Annotated in this window: 22 protein-coding genes; 20 read left to right on the top strand and 2 right to left on the bottom strand. The window is 50.8% G+C overall.

The genetic code is table 11. From position 1 onward, the window contains the following. Window positions 1–99 precede the first annotated feature (99 nt). Entirely contained in the window at window positions 100–1,119 is a 1,020-nt protein-coding gene (gene holA, locus KQJ23_RS11260) for a DNA polymerase III subunit delta (protein WP_216478975.1), read from the top strand. 191 nt (window positions 1,120–1,310) lie between these two features. On the opposite strand, the gene rpsT is transcribed toward holA, so the two are convergent. Continuing rightward, entirely contained in the window at window positions 1,311–1,583 is a 273-nt protein-coding gene (gene rpsT / locus KQJ23_RS11265) for a 30S ribosomal protein S20 (RefSeq protein WP_216478976.1), read from the bottom strand. A gap of 193 nt (window positions 1,584–1,776) precedes the next feature. Here rpsT and gpr point away from each other — a divergent pair, with 193 nt between their 5' ends. The 18 genes from gpr (at window position 1,777) to KQJ23_RS11355 (ending at window position 19,819) form a co-directional block, all read left to right on the top strand. Further along, window positions 1,777–2,793, top strand: coding sequence for a GPR endopeptidase (gene gpr, locus KQJ23_RS11270; RefSeq protein ID WP_216478977.1), 1,017 nt, complete (start codon window positions 1,777–1,779; stop codon window positions 2,791–2,793). 135 nt (window positions 2,794–2,928) lie between these two features. After that, a complete protein-coding gene (locus tag KQJ23_RS11275) occupies window positions 2,929–4,224 on the top strand; it encodes a stage II sporulation protein P (protein ID WP_216478978.1) in 1,296 nt (431 codons plus the stop codon). Window positions 4,225–4,255: 31 nt separating this feature from the next. Further along, entirely contained in the window at window positions 4,256–4,705 is a 450-nt protein-coding gene (locus KQJ23_RS11280) for a hypothetical protein (RefSeq protein ID WP_216478979.1), read from the top strand. Between the two features lie 90 nt (window positions 4,706–4,795). Continuing rightward, window positions 4,796–5,863 (top strand): LacI family DNA-binding transcriptional regulator, encoded by a 1,068-nt coding sequence (locus tag KQJ23_RS11285; protein WP_346779382.1) that lies wholly within the window; start codon window positions 4,796–4,798, stop codon window positions 5,861–5,863. 63 nt (window positions 5,864–5,926) lie between these two features. Beyond that, window positions 5,927–7,744, top strand: a complete 1,818-nt coding sequence (gene lepA / locus KQJ23_RS11290; RefSeq protein WP_216478980.1) for a translation elongation factor 4 — start codon at window positions 5,927–5,929, stop codon at window positions 7,742–7,744. Between the two features lie 100 nt (window positions 7,745–7,844). Continuing rightward, window positions 7,845–9,011, top strand: coding sequence for a radical SAM family heme chaperone HemW (gene hemW, locus KQJ23_RS11295; protein ID WP_216478981.1), 1,167 nt, complete (start codon window positions 7,845–7,847; stop codon window positions 9,009–9,011). 94 nt (window positions 9,012–9,105) lie between these two features. Beyond that, window positions 9,106–9,573 (top strand): N-acetyltransferase, encoded by a 468-nt coding sequence (locus tag KQJ23_RS11300; RefSeq protein WP_216478982.1) that lies wholly within the window; start codon window positions 9,106–9,108, stop codon window positions 9,571–9,573. A 115-nt stretch (window positions 9,574–9,688) separates the two neighbouring features. After that, entirely contained in the window at window positions 9,689–10,720 is a 1,032-nt protein-coding gene (gene hrcA, locus KQJ23_RS11305; RefSeq protein WP_216478983.1) for a heat-inducible transcriptional repressor HrcA, read from the top strand. A gap of 59 nt (window positions 10,721–10,779) precedes the next feature. Beyond that, a complete protein-coding gene (gene grpE, locus KQJ23_RS11310; protein WP_249529687.1) occupies window positions 10,780–11,376 on the top strand; it encodes a nucleotide exchange factor GrpE in 597 nt (198 codons plus the stop codon). 48 nt (window positions 11,377–11,424) lie between these two features. Further along, the gene (gene dnaK / locus KQJ23_RS11315; protein WP_216478984.1) at window positions 11,425–13,263 is read left to right on the top strand and encodes a molecular chaperone DnaK; all 1,839 of its coding nucleotides are present in this window, start codon (window positions 11,425–11,427) and stop codon (window positions 13,261–13,263) included. A gap of 153 nt (window positions 13,264–13,416) precedes the next feature. Then, window positions 13,417–14,535, top strand: coding sequence for a molecular chaperone DnaJ (gene dnaJ, locus KQJ23_RS11320; RefSeq protein WP_216478985.1), 1,119 nt, complete (start codon window positions 13,417–13,419; stop codon window positions 14,533–14,535). Between the two features lie 170 nt (window positions 14,536–14,705). Then, the gene (locus KQJ23_RS11325) at window positions 14,706–15,014 is read left to right on the top strand and encodes a hypothetical protein (protein ID WP_216478986.1); all 309 of its coding nucleotides are present in this window, start codon (window positions 14,706–14,708) and stop codon (window positions 15,012–15,014) included. 43 nt (window positions 15,015–15,057) lie between these two features. After that, entirely contained in the window at window positions 15,058–15,255 is a 198-nt protein-coding gene (locus KQJ23_RS11330; RefSeq protein WP_216478987.1) for a YfhD family protein, read from the top strand. Between the two features lie 99 nt (window positions 15,256–15,354). After that, window positions 15,355–16,323: a 50S ribosomal protein L11 methyltransferase gene (gene prmA / locus KQJ23_RS11335; RefSeq protein ID WP_216478988.1), complete on the top strand. Its 969-nt coding sequence runs from the start codon at window positions 15,355–15,357 to the stop codon at window positions 16,321–16,323. Between the two features lie 4 nt (window positions 16,324–16,327). Continuing rightward, on the top strand, window positions 16,328–17,014 hold the full coding sequence (locus KQJ23_RS11340) for a site-2 protease family protein (protein ID WP_216478989.1): 687 nt from the start codon (window positions 16,328–16,330) through the stop codon (window positions 17,012–17,014). 128 nt (window positions 17,015–17,142) lie between these two features. After that, window positions 17,143–17,907: a 16S rRNA (uracil(1498)-N(3))-methyltransferase gene (locus KQJ23_RS11345; RefSeq protein ID WP_216479010.1), complete on the top strand. Its 765-nt coding sequence runs from the start codon at window positions 17,143–17,145 to the stop codon at window positions 17,905–17,907. Between the two features lies 1 nt (window position 17,908). Continuing rightward, window positions 17,909–19,252 (top strand): tRNA (N(6)-L-threonylcarbamoyladenosine(37)-C(2))-methylthiotransferase MtaB, encoded by a 1,344-nt coding sequence (gene mtaB / locus KQJ23_RS11350; RefSeq protein ID WP_216478990.1) that lies wholly within the window; start codon window positions 17,909–17,911, stop codon window positions 19,250–19,252. 135 nt (window positions 19,253–19,387) lie between these two features. Beyond that, complete coding sequence (locus tag KQJ23_RS11355) at window positions 19,388–19,819, top strand: NUDIX hydrolase (RefSeq protein WP_216478991.1); 432 nt, start codon at window positions 19,388–19,390, stop codon at window positions 19,817–19,819. Window positions 19,820–19,823: 4 nt separating this feature from the next. Here the strand turns inward: KQJ23_RS11355 and KQJ23_RS11360 are convergent, their stop codons facing one another. After that, a complete protein-coding gene (locus tag KQJ23_RS11360) occupies window positions 19,824–20,816 on the bottom strand; it encodes a Na/Pi cotransporter family protein (RefSeq protein WP_216478992.1) in 993 nt (330 codons plus the stop codon). Window positions 20,817–20,978: 162 nt separating this feature from the next. Here KQJ23_RS11360 and KQJ23_RS11365 point away from each other — a divergent pair, with 162 nt between their 5' ends. Further along, on the top strand, window positions 20,979–22,349 hold the full coding sequence (locus tag KQJ23_RS11365) for a class I SAM-dependent rRNA methyltransferase (RefSeq protein WP_216478993.1): 1,371 nt from the start codon (window positions 20,979–20,981) through the stop codon (window positions 22,347–22,349). Window positions 22,350–23,064: the final 715 nt, after the last annotated feature.

Raw genomic sequence — 23,064 nt, forward strand, 5'->3', positions numbered from 1 at the left:
AAGTTGGAAAGAAGCCACGTTGCCCCCCAGCAGCGTACCCTTCTTAGGCCAGCTTATAGGTATTTGAGCATGTTCTTAGAAACCTGAAGGAGTTGCATGATGGACGTCAAGACAGTGCTGAAACAAATCAAACAAGGGCAGATTGCCCCGATTTATTTATGCTATGGTACGGAGAAATATCAGATTCAGGAATTCGTTAGCCTGCTGCAGTCGCAGATTACGGATCCGGAGCAGCGGGATTTCTCGCTTGCATCCTATGACTTGGCTGATACGCCGATTGAGATGATTGTGGAAGAAGCCGAGATGCTTCCCTTTCTTGTAGAGAGGAAATTGATTCTGGTTCGCGATGTGTCGCTGTTTGGCACAGGGAAGGATAACGGCAAGATCGAACATAAGCTTGAGACGCTGACGTCTTATCTGTCCAATCCGGCTGAGCACAGTGTAATTGTCTTTTTAGTGCAGGGGGACAAGCTGGATGAGCGTAAGAAGATCGTCAAGGCTGTAAAAGCGGCGGGCACGGTGCTTTCCTTTATGCCACTGGGCGGCAGCGAATTAACAAGCTGGGTGATCCGGGAGGTTGAGAAGAGAGGCAGCCGAATCGGCCGCGAGGCGGCTGAGGCGTTAATTCAGACGGTAGGCGTCCAGATGTCCCCGTTGGCTACTGAAATAGACAAGCTCTGTCTATATGCCGGACAAGGCGGAATGATTGATTCTGCGGTTATTGAACAGCTTGTTGCCAAGACGACGGAGCAGAATGTATTTGTCATGGTTGAGCATATCGCGAACCTCCGACTTGAACAGGCGTTGGATATTTTCTATGAATTATTGAAGCAGCGGGAGGAACCCATCAAAATTGCATCTCTGATTGCCCGGCAGTTCCGGATTATGCTTCAGGTGAAGGATATGGCGAGACAGAGCTATTCGCAGCAACAGATTGCTTCACAGCTGGGCCTGCATCCTTATGCGGTTAAGATTGCAGGTGAACAAGCTAGGAAGTTTGAGCCTTCTCGGCTTAAGGGGATTTTATCGGATCTTGCGCAGCTTGATTACCAAATGAAGAGCGGTGGAATTGATAAGGTGCTGGGGCTGGAGCTGTTTTTGCTCAAACTGGGCGCTTAAGAGGATATTCGAACTCATAAGAAAAACGTCTATCGACGTACTTGCATGGAAGACAGACCGCGGTTAGCGGAGGTTTTTCTTGCGATATCAGGGAGCTAATGCTCCGAAGTTTATACTTGCTGATATCTTCAAAAAGACCTGAACGATTATCGTTCAGGTCTTTTTGAGCTTAAGTTTATAAATAGCGACGCTTACGCTTGCGACGTAAGGGCGTTCAATTTTTTAGCCAAGCGGGACTTCTTGCGGGCAGCTGCATTTTTATGGATCAAACCTTTAGTAACGGCTTTGTCCAATTTTTTGGAAGCAGCGGCGAAAGCAGACTTCGCAGTTTCCACTTCATTGTTAGCCAGAGCTGTGTCAGCAGCTTTAACAACAGTACGAAGAGCGGATTTTTGCGAAGCGTTCAGCGCACGGCGCTTGTCATTCGTTTTTACGCGTTTGATTGCGGATTTAATGTTTGGCATTGCATTCACCTCCTGTAAAGCATATATCATCCCAGATGATTCACAACTTAAAATAGTTTATCACGATGCCCAGCAAATTGCAATCAGTTCCTACAAACAATTCGGCAGGCCCTAAAGGGGAATTAAACGTGAATAATCGCTTGCGCTGTCCCGCAAACTATAGCTGCGAGCAAGAAAAAAGGAGGCATGAGCAATGACATTGGATTTGCAAAAATACTCGGTCCGCACCGATCTGGCTGTGGAATCCCGAGAGCTTGCCGAGACTATCCATGGCGGGCCGCTCCCTGGAATTCACGAGCAGGTTGACGAGCAGGATGGCATTAAGGTTACCCGTCTTGATGTGCTGGACGAAGCTGCTTCAGCCAAGCTTGGCAGAATCAAAGGACATTACATTACCATTGAGGTCCCCGGACTGCGGGGTCAGGACAGTGAGCTGCAGGATAAGGTAGCCGAAGCGTTTGCCAAAGAATTCAGCGGCTTTCTTAACAAGCTTGGTATTGCCAAAGGAGCGAAGGCTCTTATTGTCGGGCTCGGGAACTGGAATGTAACACCGGATGCACTGGGCCCGCTTGTCGTTGAAAATGTGCTGATCACCCGCCACTATTTCGAGCTGACTCCGGATCAGGTATCTCCGGGTTACCGTCCGGTCAGCGCGATTGCTCCCGGAGTGATGGGAATTACGGGCATCGAGTCGAGCGAGGTTGTGCAAGGGATTGTGGATCGTACAAGGCCAGATCTCATTATCGCTATCGATGCGCTTGCCTCCCGTTCGCTGGAACGGATTAATACGACCATCCAGATTGCGGATATCGGCATCCATCCGGGATCAGGCATAGGGAATAAACGCCGCGGGTTAACCCGTGAGATTCTCGGAGTGCCTTGTATCGCCATCGGAGTACCCACCGTGTGCTATGCTTCCACCATCGTGAACAATGTATTCGATATGATGAAGACCCATTTCGATCAGGAGCAGGATGACGGACAACAGATGCAGACCAAGCAAATTCTTGGACTATTGACCGAGTTAAGCGAAAGCGAACGCTTGGGATTGGTCAAGGAGGTGCTGGAGCCGCTGGGTCACGATCTGATCGTGACGCCTAAAGAAATCGACGAGTTTATTGAAGATATCGCGAACGTAATTGCCAACGGCCTGAATCTTGCATTGCACGAGGCGGTTAATCAGGAAAACGTATCCGCCTACACCCACTAACTCTCTATGAAGTTCGCATTCTCGCGAACTTCTTTTTTATGATAATAGCAAGTTCTATCCTCTCCGATAGGTTCATAGATTTGAAGTATATGAGATCAGAGCCTAAGCATACTGGCTGGAGGAGGATAACACATAATGAAGTTCAGAGCATGGAATGTTGGGAAAATCAGAGCGAATCTGCTGCAGGGGCTTGTAATGGGACGCACCTTTTTATTAATGTCAGCGATGTCGGTTGTCTTTTTTGTTCTATTGGGTACGTTCGGGATCGCAGAAAAGCACCTGCATACCTCTCCCGTATCGTCGATGAAGGGGCTGGCGGCTTCGCTGTCCAGCCAATTCTTCATCCAAATGGTAGGCATGGAGCTCCCGCATTCAGGAGGCGATTCGGACAGTCCAGCAATATCTGCCGGACAGGTCTCCCGGTTTGTCTTCCAATTGTTGACGGACGTAAATCCATCGGATCCGAAAAGCCTGGTAGCCCGTGAGGTTCCGGGTCTCGGCGCGGACAATCCCGTACTGCTTCGCATTGGTTCAGGAAATAAGACCGTACAGGCGCCAGAGGATTATCATCCCGGCTCAGGGGCATCCGATACGGCTCCCGAGCATTCAGAACCTGACTTAGGGACAACTGACCCGGACCAGAATGACATCCCCCCGGCGGGGACGGATGGACAGAATCAACCGCCAACCAATCCTGATCAGCAGCCGGCAAACCAGCCAGGCTACAAAAATGTCGTCATGATCTACCATTCTCATCCCCAGGAATCCTACAATCCTATTCTCGGGACCAATATAGATAATCCAAGCTCAGCGGAAGAAAAGAAAAATGTCGGATTGGTCGGCGAGTTTATGGCCGAAGAGTTGGAGCGCTTAGGGATTGCTACCCTGCATTCGTTCAAGAACTATGCAGCTACAGTTAGTAATTACAACTATAACTATTCATATAAATATTCCAGAGAGACGGTAAAGACTGCGATGGCTGAAAACGGGATGCTGGAATACTTCATTGATATTCATCGCGATTCACAGCGGCATGATAAGACGACAACCACGATCGAGGGCCTTTCCTACGCCCAGGTGTATTTCATCATTGGACATGGTAATGAAAATTGGCGCAAGAACGAATCCTTTGCGAATAAGATTCATGATCGATTGGAGGCAGCTTATCCGGGGATTTCAAGAGGAATCTGGGGCAAGACGAGTTCGCAGGGGAATGGCGAATACAATCAGTCTCTGTCACCGCAAAGCATCCTGATCGAAGTTGGCGGAATCGACAATACGGAGGAAGAACTCCAACGGACAGCAAAAGTGCTGGCCCAGATTATTTCCGACCTGTATTGGGAGAATCAGGAGGCATTGAAGGCTGGCTCGTTGACACAAAGCGGTACTAGCGGCAACGGAACTCAAGATCAAAGCAATCATCAATCCTGATGCAAGTTCATGTTCGGAAGGAGTGTTACTGATGGGGAAATCGCTTAAGAAAACACTGCTGTATGTGCTGCTGTTAGCTGCAGGAGTCACGCTCGGAATGCAAATATCGGAGCCGGTCTCACCGGGCCCGCAGGGCTCTGAGACAACAACCGTGCCTGAGAACGGGTCCGGGTTACAGCAAGCCGATCATGCTGCGGCGAACCCGATCAAGGAGGTATATACCTTTATAACTCCGGACGGCAAAACCGGATACTTTATGGTTCCGGGGCAGACAGACTCTGCTCAAGGCGAAGCTGACTCGCTGCTACCCTCCGCCGCAGAGGAGATTGCGGAGGGGCTGCAGACACCGGCTGATTTGCTGCTGCCGGACCCGAAGGCTCCCGCTGTTGACCGGTTTGCAGACAAGACGGCGAGCCTGCTTCAGCAACTGTCCAGCAAGAGTATTCATTGGGTCTCATCCTGGTTTGATTCCGGGGAATAGAACTGTGCAGCAAGGCATACCCCAAGGACAGCTATTTGTTATAATAATGGTAGTGTTATTAGACTAACGGATTATGTCGGGGGTTATTTAGTGAAGAAAGTTACGATGCAACATATCGCCGACCATTTGGGGGTATCCAAATTTGTCGTGTCGAAAGCCTTGTCCGGAAAGGGAGGCGTGAATGAAATAACGAAAGACCGGGTCATTCAAGCAGCATCTCAGCTTGGTTATTTCAATCAGAAGAATGCTTATATGAAGCACGGGTCTTTGCCGCGGACATTCGCACCCGCATCCGGCTCGTCGAGGCAATCGGTCATTGTCCTGATGCCGAACAACCGCTTTCAGACGAAGGAGTCTCTGTATTGGGGCAAAATCTTGGAGGGAATCGACAGAGAACTGGAGTCCCGAGGGATCGGAATGATGACAATCTCGGAATCAAGGGCTGAGGATCTCAGTCACATCCTCAATCCCGAGGGGATATTGGGACTGATCGGCGTAGGCAACATCGAATCCTCTCTTCTGCTTGAGGTACACCGGCTTGGAATTCCCATGGTGTTGGTTGATCATGAGGATGCGTTGATTCCGACAGATACGGTATTTGCGAACAATGCTGATAGTGTAATGCGTCTCTGCCAGTATTTAATTGAGCTTGGACATGAGCAACTGCATTTTATCGGAGATATTTCCTTCTCCCGAAGCTTCCGGGATCGTTGGCTAGGGTACCGGGAGGCGATGGAGGCTAACGGACTGGTGATACCCGGCAATGGCGACGCAATGCTGCAGCCGACTAATGTAGAGCTTGGAGAGAAGTATGTCTCTCTTGTGCAGCAGTGGGCGAAGGAAAGGTCGCGGGAAGGAACAATGCCTACCGCGATGATCTGCGCGAATGATGCGATTGCTCTTCATGTCGTGGATGCGCTCCAGCATGTTGGAATCGATGTGCCCGGACAGGTTAGTGTTACGGGGTTTGATAATATTGATGATGCATTCCGCAGCTCGCCGATGCTCACCACGATCCATGTACCTAAGGAGGCGATGGGACAACGTGCCGTCCGGAAGCTGTTTGAGCGAATTGACTGCCCGGATCAGATCCGGGAGAAAATACTTGTCTCGGCCGAACTTGTCCTCCGCTCCTCGACAAAGGAATTGAAGCGTTGATGCAGCCCCTCTCAACTGATATAATGAATTGATTGACTACGAGGATTTGTGGTGGGGGTAAGAATGACTGACATTCGGGAAAGACAAAAGAAGATTCGTAATTTTTGTATAATCGCACATATAGACCATGGAAAGTCGACCTTGGCCGACCGGATTCTGGAATATACTGGAGCGCTTACCTCGAGAGAAATGCAGCAGCAGGTTCTGGACCAGATGGATCTGGAACGGGAGCGCGGTATTACAATTAAACTGCAAGCGGTTCGCTTGTCTTATCGTGCGGACAATGGAGAAGAGTATATACTCAATCTGATCGATACACCGGGGCACGTCGATTTTACGTATGAAGTATCCCGAAGCCTTGCGGCCTGTGAAGGAGCATTGCTGGTCGTGGATGCCGCGCAAGGAATCGAAGCGCAAACCCTGGCTAACGTCTATTTGGCCTTGGATAACAATCTTGAAATATTGCCTGTCATTAATAAGATAGATCTGCCAAGCGCTGATCCGGAACGCGTCAAGCAGGAAGTAGAGGATGTTATCGGTCTGGATGCCAGCGATGCCGTACTTGCTTCTGCAAAGGCCGGGATCGGGATCAAGGAAATTCTGGAACAGGTGGTTCAGAAGGTTCCGGCACCGACAGGAGATCCGGTTCAGCCGCTGAAGGCGCTCATTTTTGACTCGCACTATGACCCTTATAAAGGAGTTATCGTCTACGTGCGGGTAGTTGACGGCCACATCAAGGCCGGTTCCAAGATCAGAATGATGGCGACCGACAAAACGTTTGAAGTTATTGAGGTCGGCGCATTCAAACCGCGGATGACTGTAGTGGACGAGCTTAGCGTAGGCGATGTCGGCTTTATCGTGGCCGGGATCAAGAATGTGGGGGATACCCGGGTCGGGGATACGGTAACGGATGCCAAGAACTCAACGACAGAGCCGCTACCAGGGTACCGGAAGATTAATCCAATGGTATACTGCGGCTTGTATCCGATCGAGACTTCGGACTACAACGATCTGCGTGAAGCCCTGGAGAAGCTCCAATTGAATGATGCATCGCTAAGCTTTGAGCCCGAGACCTCCAGTGCGCTGGGCTTTGGATTCCGCTGCGGATTCCTCGGCTTGCTTCACATGGATGTTATCCAGGAGCGCATTGAGCGTGAGTTCAATATTCCGTTGATTACAACGGCACCGAGCGTAATTTATCATGTCACCTTGACCAACGGGGATCAGATTTCAATTGATAATCCGTCGAATTATCCTGAGGTTGGCAAGATTGAGTATGTGGAAGAGCCGTTTGTTAAGGCAAGCATTATTGTTCCGAACGATTATGTTGGAACCGTCATGGAGCTTTGCCAGAGCAAGCGCGGCGAATTCGTCAATATGGAATATCTGGATACGACGCGGGTCACCATTATCTATCAGGTCCCGCTGTCGGAGATCGTATATGACTTCTTCGATCAATTGAAATCGAGTACGAAGGGTTATGCTTCCTTCGACTACGAGCTGTCCGGCTATCGCCAGTCCAATCTGGTCAAGATGGAAATCCTGTTGAACGGAGAGCAAGTCGATGCATTGTCTTTCATCGTACACCGGGAGCGTGCCTACCATCGCGGACGGGCTATTTGCGAGAAGCTTCGCGAGCTGATTCCTCGTCAAATGTTCGAGGTGCCGATTCAGGCTTCGATCGGGACAAAGGTAATTGCCCGCGAGACGGTCAAGGCCATGCGGAAAAACGTGCTTGCCAAGTGCTACGGCGGGGATATCTCGCGGAAGCGCAAGCTGCTTGAGAAGCAGAAGGAAGGCAAGAAGCGGATGAAGCAGGTTGGTAATGTCGAGGTTCCGCAGGAAGCCTTCATGGCAGTACTGAAGATCGACGATAAATAGCAGGATTGACGAAGGAAAGCCGCCAGGCTTTCCTTTCGCGCTATATCGGACTTTCGGCTGGACATAGACATGAATCTGCAGTCATTAAGGAGGGAATAAGATGAGCCAGCAATCATCACCGCAAGCGGTGTATATTCATATACCATTCTGTACAAATAAATGCTTCTATTGCGATTTTAACTCTTACGTGCTGAAGGATCAGCCTGTCATGGACTATCTGCATGCACTGGACAGGGAGATGGAGCTTACGGTTCGAGAGACCCCTCCCGGAACGATAAAGTCCATTTTTGTAGGCGGAGGAACGCCAACCGTGCTCAAGCCGGATGAGATGGAGTATTTCCTGAGCTCAGTCAAGCGGCATTTTCCGGATTGGGCGGATGATATCGAATTCTCGATGGAAGCAAATCCGGGAACGACGGACCTGGAGAAGTTGTCGGTCATGAAGGCCGGCGGGGTGAATCGGGTCAGCTTTGGGGTACAGGCATTCCAGAACGACCTGCTTACGGGAATCGGACGGATCCATAATACGGATGATGTATATCGAAGTCTGGAGAATGCTCGCCTCGCTGGAATTTCAAATATGTCCATCGACCTGATGTTCGGGCTTCCGAATCAAACGGTTGACATGTTAAATGAGAGTATAGACCGGGCCCTTGAGCTGGAACTTCCCCATTACTCGATTTACAGCCTTAAGGTTGAGGAGAATACGCTATTTCATACCCTGTTTCAGCGAAATCAACTACCGCTTCCAAGTGAAGAGGATGAGTTGAATATGTACCTGCTTTTGATGTCCCGGATGAAGGCAGCAGGATATAAACAATATGAGATCAGTAATTTTGCCAAGCCTGGCCTGGAGAGTCGGCACAATACGACCTATTGGCGAAATGAGGATTACTACGGTCTTGGAGCCGGTGCGCACGGTTATGTAGGCGGTCAGCGCCATATGAATATTAAAGGGGTCAGCCCTTTTGTCGAAGCTGCCAAGACGAGACTTCCGCGATTGGAGCAATTCCAGGTTTCACGCGAGGAGGCGATGGAGGATTTTGTGATGGTTGGCTTGCGGATGCTGGACGGGATTCGCAGCAGCGACTTTAGCGATCAGTTTGGAGCTTCACTGGAGAGTATCTTTGAAAGCCAGCTTCAAAAAATGCTGAATGCCGGACTTCTTGAGCCTCATGCTGACCATGGAGGCTATCGTCTCAGCGAGCGCGGGATTTTACTCGGCAACGAAGTATTTGGTGAATTTGTCGGTGCGCTAACCAGCTAGGAAAATAGAATGTATATTCTCTCTTGAACTTTTATACACTGTGATGTATATTTATTCGTAAATCATTGCAGCGTTGATCGGAGGGGGAGAAGATATGCAGGCTGTTATCTTATGCAGACAAGCGAAGCTGGAGGATGTCGGTCAGCTTTTTGAGCTTATAGATGAATATGCAAAAAAGGGGATCATGCTCCCGCGCTCCCGGGCTGTGCTTGAACGGCAGATCGGAGATTTCATCGTTGCGGAGGCGGACGGTGTCATCGTAGGCTGCGGATCGTTATGCAAGCTCGGAGACGAGCTGGTGGAGATCCGCTCGCTTGGCATCTCGGACGGGTATAAAGGCCGCGGACTTGGCTCGATGCTTGTCGAGCAGCTGGAGAAGGAAGCGAGGAAGCAGGCTCTTCCCCGTGTGATGGCTCTTACTTACGAGGTCTCCTTCTTTTTAAAGAATGGATATCATGTGGTGGAAAAGGAAATTTTCCCCGAGAAAGTATGGCGGGATTGCGTGAACTGTTCGAAGCAGCAATGCTGCGACGAAATAGCTGTGCTTAAGATACTGAACTGACTTGACAATCGTCAGGTTGGTTTGGTATTTTTGTAATAGTGATTAGCACTCAACGACAACGAGTGCTAACGAGCTTGAAACAGAGCTTCATCCAAGTGATACAGGAGGGATTACCATGCTTACGGAACGCCAAAGGATGATACTTAATGCTATAGTTGATGATTATATCCGTTCAGCGGAGCCGGTGGGATCCCGGAGCATATCCAAGCGGGGAGATGTTTCTTACAGTCCAGCCACCATCCGCAATGAGATGGCCGACCTGGAAGAACTTGGATTTCTGGAGCAGCCTCATACTTCTGCAGGACGGATACCTTCTCATAAGGGATACCGATACTATGTGGACCATCTGGCTCCTCAGGATCTGATCAAGCCGAAGGAATTGCATACGCTGAAGACGTTTTTTGCGGAGAAGCTGAATGCGATTGAACAGATTGTACAGCATGCGGGCACCATTCTTTCCAATATGACGAATTACACTTCCATCCTGCTTGGGCCGGAAGTTTTTAATACGTCGTTACGTCATTTTCAGCTGTTACCGCTGAATGAGAATACGGCTGTCGCCATTATCGTGACCAATACGGGTCAAGTGGAGAACAAGACCGTATCCATTCCGGCCGGAATTTCAATTTCGGAGATCGAGCATTTCGTCAACCTGCTTAACCGAAAATTGACCGGGGTACCTATTTATAAGCTGAAGACGGCGCTCTACAACGAGATCGGTCAGGAAATGGATCGTTATGTGAGTCATTTCGAGGATATGATGAGTGTATTGGATGATGCGCTTGATAATGGGCAGGATACGCAGCGTTTGTTCCTTAGCGGGATGACGAATATGCTGACCCAGCCGGAATTCCGCGAGGTTGATAAGGTAAAGAGCATTCTCGATTTGTTCCAGGAGACGCCAACGATGCTGAAGATGATGACCTCGGCTTCAAGCCCGGGCGGCATACAGGTGAGGATCGGAACTGAAAATGGCCATGAAGCCTTTGCGAACTGCAGTCTGATTACAGCAACCTATGCAATTGACGGTGAAGCGGTGGGGACGATTGGTATTCTTGGTCCGACACGAATGGAGTATGCACGGGTTATTGGAATCCTGGACATCCTATCAAAAGACCTGAGCAGATTTTTATCCAGGATTCATTAAATTCAATAGGGTAAATGATGCAGATGAATTGCAGCAATTTTGTCTAAGGAGGTGACATCTTGAAGGAACAACAACCGATTCAAGACGAGATGGAGACTGGAGTTAAAGAAGAGCTGGAAAATGTGGATGCGGACAACGTAACGGATGCCGGCACTCCTGAAGAAGATGTTCAGGAACAGGCAGCGGGTGATCAGGATCAGGTCCTTGAGGCCGAGACGGAGAAGCTGAAGGCTGAAATAGAGGAGCACAAGCAGCGCCTGCTTCGTACACAGGCTGATTATGATAACTTCCGCCGCCGGACCGTGAAGGAGAAGGAAGAGCTGGGCAAGTATGCATCTGCCAAGCTTATTACCGAACTTCTGCCGGTCATTGACAATTTTGAACGCGCTTTGGGCTCGGTTCCCGATGTGCCGGAAGCAGCTTCTTATGCCAAGGGCGTTGAGATGATCTTCCGCCAACTGGAAGGTGTTCTTAAAGCGGAAGGCTTAGTGCCGATGGAGAGCGTGGGAACGCCGTTCAACCCCGAGTACCACCAGGCGATTATGCAGGTGGAGAGTGATGAATATAAGGAAGGCGATGTGGTCGAAGAAGTACAAAAAGGCTACATGCTGAAAGATAAAGTGCTTCGTCCGGCGATGGTCAAAGTTAAAGGTTAATCGCCCTTTTCCTAGTTTGCAGCATACATTTAAGGAGGAACTATTCCTATGAGTAAAGTTATTGGTATTGACCTTGGAACAACAAACTCTTGCGTAGCCGTTATGGAAGGCGGCGAGGCTGTCGTTATCCCGAATCCGGAAGGCGCACGCACCACCCCTTCGGTGGTAGGCTTCAAGAAAGACGGAGAACGCATTGTCGGTGAGACTGCAAAGCGTCAAGCGATTACGAATCCGGATCGCACCATCATGTCGGTGAAGAGACATATGGGAACGAACCATAAAGAAACAATTGACGGCAAGGACTTCACGCCGCAAGAAATTTCGGCAATTATTCTACAGAAGCTGAAGTCGGATGCAGAAGCTTACTTGGGACAACCGGTAACCCAGGCGGTTATTACAGTTCCGGCTTATTTCAATGACAGCCAGCGTCAAGCAACCAAGGATGCCGGTAAGATTGCGGGTCTGGAAGTGCTGCGGATCGTTAACGAGCCTACGGCGGCAGCTCTGGCTTATGGTCTTGAAAAAGCAGAAGATCAAACCATTCTGGTTTATGACCTGGGCGGCGGTACATTTGACGTATCGATTCTTGAGCTGGGCGACGGCTTCTTCGAAGTTAAGGCTACCAGCGGGGACAACAACCTGGGCGGCGATGATTTCGACCAAAAGATTATTGATTATCTCGTTGCTGAGTTCAAAAAGGATCAGGGCATTGACCTGAGCAAGGACAAAGCAGCCGTTCAGCGTCTGAAGGATGCTGCGGAAAAAGCGAAGAAGGAATTGTCCGGCGTTCTGACTACAACGATCTCGCTTCCGTTTATTACAGTAGTAGACGGCGTGCCTCAGCACCTTGAGATTAATCTGACTCGCGCTAAATTCGAAGAATTGACGGCTGACCTTGTAGAACGTACAATGGGACCAACCCGTCGCGCGCTTAGCGATGCAGGAATGACCTCTGCAGATATCCATAGAGTAGTGCTTGTTGGCGGTTCTACCCGGATCCCTGCCGTACAGGAAGCGATCAAGAAGCTGACTGGCAAGGAGCCTCATAAGGGTGTAAACCCGGATGAAGTGGTAGCACTTGGCGCCGCGGTTCAAGCGGGCGTGCTTACAGGTGATGTGAAGGACGTTGTATTGCTTGACGTAACCCCATTGTCGCTCGGTATCGAAACCGCAGGCGGCGTATTCACCAAGATGATCGAGCGCAACACTACCATTCCGACAAGCAAATCGCAAGTATTCTCCACGTATGCGGATAATCAGCCAAGTGTTGAAATCCACGTTCTGCAAGGTGAACGCGAAATGGCTGCCGGCAACAAAACACTGGGACGCTTCATGCTGGGTGACATTCCGCTTGCTCCGCGCGGTGTGCCTCAAATCGAAGTTACGTTCGACATCGATGCCAACGGGATCGTGAACGTATCTGCAACGGATAAAGGCACAGGCAAGAGCCAGAAGATTACAATCACTTCGTCCAGCGGTCTTAGCGATGATGAAGTGGATCGCATGATGAAGGACGCTGAGCTTCATGCGGAAGAAGACAAGAAGCGCAGAGAGCTTGTTGAAGCGAAAAACAACGGCGACCAATTGATTTACAGTGTTGACAAGACGTTGAAGGAGCTCGGGGATAAAGTCGATGCTTCCGAGACGGAAAAAGCGAACGCAGCCAAGGAAGAGCTCAAGAAAGCGCTGGAAAGCGATGACTTGGAAGTGATCAAGGCTGCTTCCGAGAAGCTGACCGAGATCGTTCAACAGCTGTCGGTGAAGCTGTACGAGCAAGCGGCTCAAGCCGGGGAACAAGCCGGCGGTGCGGAAGGCGAAGCTGCTGGCGGCAGAGACAATGTAGTCGATGCTGATTACGAGGTTGTTGACGAAGACAAGAAGAATTAATCCGAGGCAGATGCCTTGAATGCATAGAGTAAATAGACTTGGGTGAGCTGGGGAGGTCAAAGTGCGGGTTAGCCTGCGCTTTGACTTTCCTTTTGCCGGATTAAGGGCCGGTCTTTTATAGCAGAACTAGCAAGTCAGTATGGGGGTGGAAGGATGGCAGAGAAACGGGACTATTACGAGGTGCTGGGCCTCGGCAAGTCAGCTTCCGAGGAAGAGATCAAGAAGGCTTACCGAAAGCTGGCACGGCAGTATCATCCGGATGTGAACAAGGCGGATGACGCAGAGGCAAAGTTCAAGGAAGTGAAGGAAGCCTACGATGTGCTGAGCGATTCCGGAAAACGGGCGCAGTATGATCAATATGGGCATGTCGATCCTAACCAGGGGATGGGCGGAGGCTTTTCCGGCGATTTCGGCGGTTTTGGTGATATTTTCGATATGTTCTTCGGCGGCGGAGGGAATCGGCGTGATCCGAATGCTCCGCAGCGGGGCAATGATCTGCAATATACGATGACCATCGAATTCAAGGATGCCGTATTCGGCAAGGAAACAGATATCACGATTCCTCGGACCGAGAATTGCGATACTTGTAACGGGAGCGGAGCAAAGCCAGGTACCAAGCCTGAGACTTGTTCTGTCTGTCATGGTTCAGGCCAACAGGAGGTCGTGCAGAATACGCCGTTTGGCCGTATGGTTAACCGCCGTGCATGTTCTAACTGCGGCGGTAGAGGACAGATTATCAGGGAGAAGTGTACCACCTGTGGTGGTAACGGCAAGGTCAAGAAACAGCGGAAGATTCATGTCCGCATTCCGGCGGGCGTGGATGACGGCGCTCAGCTTCGGATGGCCGGAGAAGGTGAAGGCGGGCTGCGCGGAGGTCCAGCCGGCGATCTGTATATCATTATCCGCGTGAAATCCCATGATTTCTTCGATCGGGAAGGCGACGATATTTATTGTGAGATTCCGCTGACCTTTGCCCAGGCTGCCCTAGGCGATGAGATCGAAATTCCGACCTTGACGGAGAAGGTCAAGCTGAAGATTCCTGCCGGTACCCAGACGGGAACCTACTTCCGCCTGAAGGGCAAAGGGGTGCCTAAGCTGCGTGGCATCGGTCAAGGGGATCAGCATGTCAAGGTTGTGGTTGTTACGCCTAGCAAGCTCAACGAGGAGCAGAAGGAATTGCTGCGTCAATTCGCTTCGCTCGATGGGGAATTCACTCATGAGCATGAACAGTCGTTCTTCGACCGTATGAAGCGGGCTTTCCGCGGGGATTAATTTAACAGGATAGGCCTATAGCGGCATGTGGGCTGCCCGGACATCGCAGGATGGTGCCGGGCCGCTCTTTTTTTATTTTCAAAGGATAAATATTTATCCAGATACTCATCCTAATCTTCGAGGAACCTTCTAAGGTTCTGTTCATTAGTGAAGGAAGGACAGAATGCGGTATGGGCGAGAAAAATATTCTGGCGTATTTCAAAAGCCCTGAGGAAGCTGGTGAAGCAGCTGCCAAGCTCCGTGCATTAAGGGCGGCAGATGTATCTATCGATCGCATCAGCCGTTATGGAGAAGGATATGCTGTTGAGTTCGGAGACTCCTTAGGGATTCTTAGCGCTGCTGATCCGGCTTCTAGCGGTATGAGTCATGGCGGGCAAGGAGGGCCAACCGGAAGGGATATCCTGCTTACTGCCGTTGTGGATGAAGGCATTCATCATCAGGCGCTGCGGCTGATCGAGGACCTGGATGGACTGCTATAGCTTTTAGCAAGCAACTCAAATCTGTGAAGGGGGAAGGTACAAAATGTCCAAATTTAGTTCTGAGGATCGGCGTACGAAAAGGGGATCGGCCGATAGACGCCTGAACGATTTGTCCGGAGGATCCGGAGGATATAATGAAGACGTTGAATTTTCCGACGACTTGGCAGATCAGGAGGATTGGGAAGCCTTGGAGCGCAGTGAACGGGCAAATGCTAGACAGGAAGGAAAGCGAAAATTGTAATGAAAGCGCCGGGTGCTGATGCCCGGCTTTTTTTTGCGATAATGTCCCGGTCTATAGTACAATAAAACTTATGCATGATTTCAAGGAGGAAAACTTACGATGAAATGGAATGAACTTACAATACATACTACCGAAGAAGCCGTGGAGATGATCACCAACTTTCTGCATGAGGCAGGTGCAGGCGGCGTTACGATAGAAGAGCATGTCGATAATAGTAAGCCCCGCGATACCTCGCTCGGTCAATGGTTTGAAATTCCGCCCAATGACATTCCGGAGGGAGAGGCGAAGATTCTTGGCTATTTTCCGGAAGGGATTGCTCTGGATGAAGTGGCAGAACAGATCAAGCAGCGGGTTGAAGAGCTTCGTGAATATGACATTGATCCCGGACAGCCTGTTTACTCCGTCAGAGAGGTTGACGAGGATGATTGGGCGAATAACTGGAAGCAATATTTCAAGCCGTTAAAGGTGTCCGATCGCTTGACCATCAAGCCGACCTGGGAAGATTACACGCCGCAATCAGATCAAGAGCAGATTATCGAGCTTGATCCGGGTATGGCCTTCGGCACAGGCACACATCCTACGACATCGTTGTGCTTGCGTACATTAGAAGGTGTAATACAGCCAGGAGACGAAGTGATTGATGTTGGCACCGGCTCCGGAATTCTTGCCATAGGGGCATGCAGACTGGGGGCTTCCCGGGTGCTGGCTCTGGATCTGGATCCTGTAGCCGTCTCCAGTGCCGCGGAGAACACAAGACTGAACGGCCTGGAAGATCGGATTCAGGTCGTGGAAAGCGATCTGCTGTCGGTATTGAAGCAAGGTGTGAATACCCCGCTATCTGTGAAGCTTCCGGTTCGCGTTGTGGTGGCCAACATCTTGGCCGAAATCATTTTGCTATTCATTGAGGATGTCTATGAAGCGCTTGAGTCAGGCGGAATTTATATTGCTTCAGGCATTTATAAGAACAAGGAGCAGGCTGTGCAAGATGCACTGCTTGCTGCAGGTTTTGAAATCACGCAGACAGCCCGTGAAGAGGATTGGGTTGCATTTGTAGCGAGAAAGAGGTAAATAAATGGAGTTTCTAAATAAACTCTTGTATGTGCCAATCAGCGAGCTGCCGTTCTATCTGGTTACACTGCTGATTGCATTTACAGTCCATGAATTTTCTCATGCCTATTTTGCTTATCGGTTCGGTGATCCTACAGCCAAGATGCTTGGGAGGGTCACACTTAATCCGACGGTTCATTTTGATTTTTTCGGTATTGTCCTGCTGTTGATAGCAGGCTTCGGCTGGGCTAGACCGGTCCCGGTCAACCGCGACAACTTCGACAAGCCCCGCTTAATGGGCATTATCGTCTCGGTTGCCGGCCCGCTGAGCAATTTGTTGCTCGCCGTGCTCGGCTCGGTGATCTATGCAGCGCTTTTGCAGTTCGGAGTAGTATCTCCATTTATGGTAGAGGATAAGTTGCAGCAGGCGATTCATATCTTTTTCAGCACTTTTATCGTCATGAACTTCTTTCTGTGTCTGTTCAACCTTATTCCCTTGCCGCCGCTGGACGGTTACCGGATCATCGAAGATCTGGTGCCGCGCCGGATGCTGGGCATTTTGCACCGGTTTGAGCAATGGTCGATCCTGGTTTTCTTGATTATTTTGGTTGTGCCTACATTTCGGCTCTATACTATAGTGCCGCTGTACGAAGCAGCAAATGCGCTATACGAGCATTTTCTGATTTTCTTCCGTGTTCTGTTCGGAGCTTGAGAGGAATTCAAAAAGCTGACTTTTAAATTTGAGCTTAAAGGGGAGTTCTCCCTAAAACCGCCACTGGAATCCGGAAAATAAAAGTTGTATGATATATTTTGGTTTATTTTGTGCAAGGAATGGTGATTATGCAGCGGTACTTTATTGGTTCCGATCAATTCGGAGAGCGTTCTGTGACAATTACAGGTGAAGACGCCCACCATATAAGCAAAGTTATGAGATCCAGACCGGGCGACCAGTTCATCGTCAGTGACGGTGTATCCCGTGATGCCCTTGTTGAGATTGTATCGTTGGAGCCGCAGACAGTATTTGCGGAGATCCTTGAATTGCTTGAGCAGAAAGGCGAGCCCTGGATAAAAGTCACACTTGTCCAGAGCTTGCCGAAGGGCGACAAAATGGAGACGGTCATTCAAAAATGTACGGAGATTGGTGTAGATGGGTTTCTGCCCTGTATCTCGGAACGGACAGTTGTACAGTATGATGGCAAGAAGGAAGAGAAGCGGATAGCCCGGTGGCGTAAAATCGCCAAGGAAGCGGCTGAGCAATCACACCGCAGTGTAATTCCTGCTGTAGAGACTCCAATCTCATGGAAAGAATTGCTCCGTCGATTGGATACCTATGATCTGGTATGCATCTGCTATGAGAAGGAAGACGGCGGCGGGCTTAGAGATGTGCTTCGCCCCTTGATTGAAGCAACACCGCGGGAGAAGAAGTGCCGTGTTGCCGTTGTGGTTGGGCCGGAAGGCGGATTTTCGGAACGGGAAATCCAGGAGGCGGAGGAAGCAGGGGCCGTATCCACTTCGCTCGGAAGGCGGATTTTAAGAACGGAGACAGCGGGAATGGCTGCCCTGACATGCATCATGTATGAATCTGGAGAAATGGGGGGGATGTGACGTGGCATCCGTTGCATTTTATACTGTGGGCTGCAAGGTCAATTTCTATGATACCGAAGCAATCTGGCAGATGTTTAAAAATGAAGGCTATGAACAGGTGGATTTTGAACAGACCGCCGACGTGTATCTGATCAATACATGTACGGTAACGAATACCGGAGATAAGAAGAGCCGGCAGATTATTCGCCGTGCCATTCGCAGAAATCCGGATGCAATTGTGGCAGTAACGGGCTGCTATGCCCAGACCTCGCCTGCAGAAATCCTGGATATCCCGGGTGTGGATCTGGTTGTCGGTACGCAGGATCGCGACAAAATCATCCCGTATGTGAAGGAATTGCAAGCCCAGCGCCGTCCGATTAATGCTGTCCGCAATATCATGAAGACCCGGGAGTTTGAAGAGCTTGATGTGCCGGGCTTTGCGGATCATACCCGCGCCTTCCTCAAAATTCAGGAGGGTTGCAATAACTTCTGTACATTCTGCATTATTCCGTGGTCGCGCGGATTGTCGCGAAGCCGTGATCCGAAGAACGTTGTATCCCAGGCCAAGCAGCTGGTAGCCGCAGGCTATAATGAAATTGTGTTGACGGGCATCCATACTGGCGGATACGGCGATGATCTGGAGGATTTCAGTCTTGCCGATTTGTTATGGGAGCTTGATAAGATTGAGGGGTTGGGTCGGATCCGGATCAGCTCCATTGAAGCGAGCCAGATCGATGACCGGATGCTTGAGGTGCTCAAGCATTCGTCCAAGATGTGTCGTCACTTCCACATCCCGCTTCAGGCCGGAAGCAATGAGGTTCTCAAGCGGATGAGACGGAAATACACCATTGAAGAATTTGAGGAAAAGATTGCGAAGATCCGTGCCTTCATGCCAGAGGTGGCGATTACAACCGATTTGATCGTTGGCTTCCCGGGTGAGAGTGACGAGCTGTTCAAGGAAGGCTTCGAGGCCATCAAACGGATCGGCTTCTCGGAGATGCATGTATTTCCATACTCGAAACGGACCGGAACCCCGGCAGCGCGCATGGAAGACCAGGTTGACGAGGAAGTTAAAAATGCCAGAGTTCAGCAATTGATTGACCTTTCCGAGCAAATGCAGCTTTCCTATGCGGAGAAATTCGTTGGTCAAGTGCTTGAGGTCATCCCGGAGCGCGATGAAAAGGGCGCTTGGGGCGCCGGTTATGTGGCCGGCTTCAGCGATAACTATCTGCAGATTTGCTTTGAGGGATCGCAGGACCTGACCGGTAAGCTCTGCCGTGTTCAGGTAACGAAAGCGGACGCTAACACAAGCGAAGGCCGTCTCGTGCGTGTAATGGATCAAGCCGTTACGCAAGCTTTGGCTTAGGCGGATTTTGTGTAAATAAGATATATAAGTTGAATTTACAGGGATTTCAGCCCGGGTAGGCTGAAGTCCTTGTTGCCAATCAGGACCCGGAGCCGGGATGGTTCTGGAGTCAGGTAAGGCCAGGAGGGAGCAGAGATGCCGGAGACAGAAATATCCGCAGGAGGCATTGTGTATTGGCGGGAAGCGGGCGAGCTGCGGATTCAGTTGATTCGGGATCGCTACGGCCGGATATCGTATGCCAAGGGCAAACGGGAACCCGGTGAGACTGTAGAGCAGACTGCTCTTCGTGAGATCAAAGAGGAAACGGGCGTCAATGGCCGGATCAATGAGCTGATCGACATTATTGCTTATACCTACCGGCATCCGGCGCATGGAGCAGTGAATAAAGAAGTGCATTATTATCTGGTGGAGTATCAGAGCGGAGAGTTGAAGCCCCAACTGGAGGAGATTCGCAGTGTCGACTGGTATTCTCCGGAAGAGGCTTTGGAGAACCAAATGAAATTTGGCTATGATAATAATGATTTTATTCTGGAAAAGGCGCTGGTCATGCTTGGTGTTCAGCTCTAGCTACCTATGTCCCGGGGGGAACCATGTTCTTGTCCAGCCTGCTCCACAAGGGCAGGTAACAGACGGGCAGGGCCAGCATGGAGCAGACCACATTGAAGATGGTCTGGGAATGCGCGATTTGTGCTGCCGGATCGGATGAGATCCAGGCACTTGCCTCGGCCAGCAGCGGGGCAAGCGGCAGAAACAGTACAGCGCCGGCAACATTGAGCAATACGTGGGACCAGGCCACAAACCGGCCGGATCTTGTGCCGCCGATGGCGGCGATCACGGCCGTGACGCAGGTCCCCACATTTGCGCCGATGACCATAGCGATCCCGAACGGCACCGGAAGTACGCCGGTGGCGGTAAGCCCCATGGTCATCGCAATGGCGGCGGCGCTGCTGTGAATAAGCGCGGTGATGACCGCGCCTGCCGCAGCGCCCCACAGCAGGCTGTCTCCGGCATGCCCGAGTAGCCAGTCGATGACCCCGCGCGCTTCCAGCGCGGGACCTATCGATTGCATCCAGGCGATGGCAATCAGGATCAGGCTGAAGCCAAGGAGTACCAGTGCGCCAAGCTGCAGCGGGCGAAGCAGGTGGCTCCAGACGGCGATCGCGGCTCGCGGCGAAAATTCTTCCGTCAAGACGCTAGCGATCCATAGGATGATAGAGCCTACGGCCAGCACAGGTCCCCAGCGCGATATATTCAAGGCGATCAGTTCAGTGGTCAGACAGGTGCCGATATTGCCCCCTAGAATGATTCCCAGTGTGCGCGCGTAACTGAGCAGGCCGGCATTTACGAGCCCGATGGTCATCACGGTCACGGCAGTACTGCTCTGAAGCAAGGCCGTTACGACAGTGCTTGATAGCATGCCGGTCAAGGGCGTCTTGGTTGAGGTCCGGAGTCCGGCTATGAGCCGGGGGCCTGCCCAGGCCTGCAGCGCGGCCTCCATTAGCTTCATTCCGAACAGGAAAAGGGCCAGACCGAAGGTTACAGGAAAAATGATGTCGCGTACCAAGGAAATACCTCCTGGATGTACAAGTTATATCTAAGCTTATGTCAGGGGGGATGGCTGCATGCTAACCGGTGTCGAATGCGGCTACCCCTGTTGCAGCAGCAGGAATAAAGGCGGATTCTTATCAGAATCAGATTTGAAGTAGGATGAACGGAGTTGAAGCGTGTGGCATCGGTAATTTTGCATAAAGCTCGAAAGAAAAGATTGGAACAGGGACATCCCTGGATTTATAATAATGAGATTGAACGGGTTGAAGGGGAGCCGCAGCCGGGGAGTCTGGTGCGGATCATGGACTATCGCCAGCGTTTTCTGGCGACGGGCTATTACAATCCTGCCTCGCAGATTACGGTGCGTGCTGTATCGTATCTGGAATTGGAGGCGATGGATACCGCCTTTTTCGAGCACAGATTCCGCGAATGTCTGCTGCACCGAAACCGTTTTGTGGCGGACGATGCATACCGCCTTGTCTATGGAGAAGCGGACTTCCTGCCAGGCCTGATTGTAGACCGGTTCGGCGAGGTGCTCGTGGTACAAATTTTGACCCTCGGGATGGATCGTTGCAGGGATAGCATCGTAGAAGCGCTTGTCTCGGTCATGAACCCTGCAGGGATATATGAACGCAGCGATGTGCCGGTCCGGGAAATGGAGGGGCTGGAGCAGGTCAAGGGGCCGATCTACGGCAATCCGCCTCGCTTTGTGACGGTAAAAGAGAACGGCTTGCTCATTTCAGTTGACATTGAGCAAGGACAGAAGACCGGTTACTTTTTTGACCAGCGCGAGAACCGGGCGTCGACTGCCCCGCTTATGACGGGCTGGGGAGCAAAGAGCGGGATTGAACTCCAAGAGATCCCTAGTGAGGATGGATCCGTGCGTACTGCCCCGGTTAACCGGAATGGCAAGGAGGTAACATTTCCTTATTGGGACGGGGCAACCGTGCTGGAATGCTTCTCGCATACGGGCAGCTTCACGCTTCATGCTTGCAAATACGGCGCCAAAAAGGTTACCTGTCTGGACATTTCCGAGCATGCGATTGAGAGTGCTCGCCAAAATGCGGAGCTGAACGGCTTCCAGGATCGCGTCGAATTTGTGGTTGCCGATGCGTTTGAATATTTGCGCAGTCAGGTTAAAGGCTTGAATGAGCGGAGCCTTCGGGCAGCGGGAAGTGATAAGGCTGACACCTCGGTACCGATGACGGCCGGAGGCGGCAGAACCTGGGATGTCGTCATATTGGATCCGCCTGCCTTCGCCAAGACGCGCGGAGCGGTTAAGGGCGCATGCAGGGGGTATAAGGATATCAATCTGCACGGCATGAAGCTGGTGAATGAGGGCGGCTATCTGGTGACTGCCAGCTGCTCATACCATATGCGTCCTGATCTTTTTCTGGAGACGATTCAAGAGGCGGCTGCTGACGCGGGCAAGATTCTGCGCCTTGTAGAATGGCGTGCTGCCGGCAAGGATCACCCGCAGATTCTTGGCGTGGACGAAGGCCATTATCTGAAGTTCGCCATTTTCGAAGTAAGAAGCAAGCAGTTTTAATCAAAAGGGATTAGCAAAGAGAGTTGCTCCGATGATCGCGAAGCCGTCGGGCGCTCTCTTTTTGCGTCCATTACCGCAGATTCTTGCAATTCTGCAGCGTATATAACCATCTAAAGATTGATTCTGCGTTCCGGGGGTAACGTGTGAAGGTTGCTTTCGATCGCTGTTGCTCGCGGATTTTCTCTGATTGTAATAAGTTCTGACAAGGAAGAAATCCACTCGCAAAGGCGACCACTTCGTTTCTGCACCAACCTTCACACTTATACCCTTCCTACGCAGGTTATTGGTTTGACATTTATAGTGCCAGATGCACTATAGTAGCTCTCCCTCCGTACGTGGCAGAATGGCCAGAATCACTTGCCTGACCTACAGGCTCGTTCATTCAGCATAGCATAATGATGCCTGATGCATTACAAACAGTAAATGTGCAACACTGCATCATCATTGGATATGCCCCAATATCAACACTCCCACAGAGCAAGGGTTATTCCTGTAGATACTGAATATCCCTCCCAAGTAAGCATGCGTACACCTCGCACAGAGCGCGCGGCTCCCAGGGCGCGAAATTTCACGGCATGACGGTGGTCGGTCAACCGGATGAGAATAGGTCTTACGCATGTAGTTATGATGAACGTAGTACAGCCCCTATTCGCAAATCGTAGGTTAAAATAGAAGGTGAGAAACCACTATTTCAGAGCTACATGCGAAAGGAGCT

The sequence above is a fragment of the Paenibacillus brevis genome (genome assembly GCF_018919145.1).
Taxonomy (GTDB): Bacteria; Bacillota; Bacilli; order Paenibacillales; family Paenibacillaceae; genus Fontibacillus; species Fontibacillus brevis.

Bases quoted from the DNA above. Each gene is read 5' to 3' on its own strand.
- KQJ23_RS11330 (WP_216478987.1), top strand. From the start codon at position 15,058: ATGTCCAAATTTAGTTCTGAGGATCGGCGTACGAAAAGGGGATCGGCC.
- hrcA (WP_216478983.1), top strand. From the start codon at position 9,689: ATGCTTACGGAACGCCAAAGGATGATACTTAATGCTATAGTTGATGAT.
- gpr (WP_216478977.1), top strand. From the start codon at position 1,777: ATGACATTGGATTTGCAAAAATACTCGGTCCGCACCGATCTGGCTGTG.
- hemW (WP_216478981.1), top strand. From the start codon at position 7,845: ATGAGCCAGCAATCATCACCGCAAGCGGTGTATATTCATATACCATTC.
- dnaK (WP_216478984.1), top strand. From the start codon at position 11,425: ATGAGTAAAGTTATTGGTATTGACCTTGGAACAACAAACTCTTGCGTA.
- KQJ23_RS11340 (WP_216478989.1), top strand. From the start codon at position 16,328: ATGGAGTTTCTAAATAAACTCTTGTATGTGCCAATCAGCGAGCTGCCG.
- holA (WP_216478975.1), top strand. From the start codon at position 100: ATGGACGTCAAGACAGTGCTGAAACAAATCAAACAAGGGCAGATTGCC.
- KQJ23_RS11280 (WP_216478979.1), top strand. From the start codon at position 4,256: ATGGGGAAATCGCTTAAGAAAACACTGCTGTATGTGCTGCTGTTAGCT.
- KQJ23_RS11345 (WP_216479010.1), top strand. From the start codon at position 17,143: ATGCAGCGGTACTTTATTGGTTCCGATCAATTCGGAGAGCGTTCTGTG.
- KQJ23_RS11300 (WP_216478982.1), top strand. From the start codon at position 9,106: ATGCAGGCTGTTATCTTATGCAGACAAGCGAAGCTGGAGGATGTCGGT.
- KQJ23_RS11325 (WP_216478986.1), top strand. From the start codon at position 14,706: ATGGGCGAGAAAAATATTCTGGCGTATTTCAAAAGCCCTGAGGAAGCT.
- KQJ23_RS11275 (WP_216478978.1), top strand. From the start codon at position 2,929: ATGAAGTTCAGAGCATGGAATGTTGGGAAAATCAGAGCGAATCTGCTG.
- prmA (WP_216478988.1), top strand. From the start codon at position 15,355: ATGAAATGGAATGAACTTACAATACATACTACCGAAGAAGCCGTGGAG.
- rpsT (WP_216478976.1), bottom strand. From the start codon at position 1,583: ATGCCAAACATTAAATCCGCAATCAAACGCGTAAAAACGAATGACAAG.
- KQJ23_RS11355 (WP_216478991.1), top strand. From the start codon at position 19,388: ATGCCGGAGACAGAAATATCCGCAGGAGGCATTGTGTATTGGCGGGAA.
- lepA (WP_216478980.1), top strand. From the start codon at position 5,927: ATGACTGACATTCGGGAAAGACAAAAGAAGATTCGTAATTTTTGTATA.
- dnaJ (WP_216478985.1), top strand. From the start codon at position 13,417: ATGGCAGAGAAACGGGACTATTACGAGGTGCTGGGCCTCGGCAAGTCA.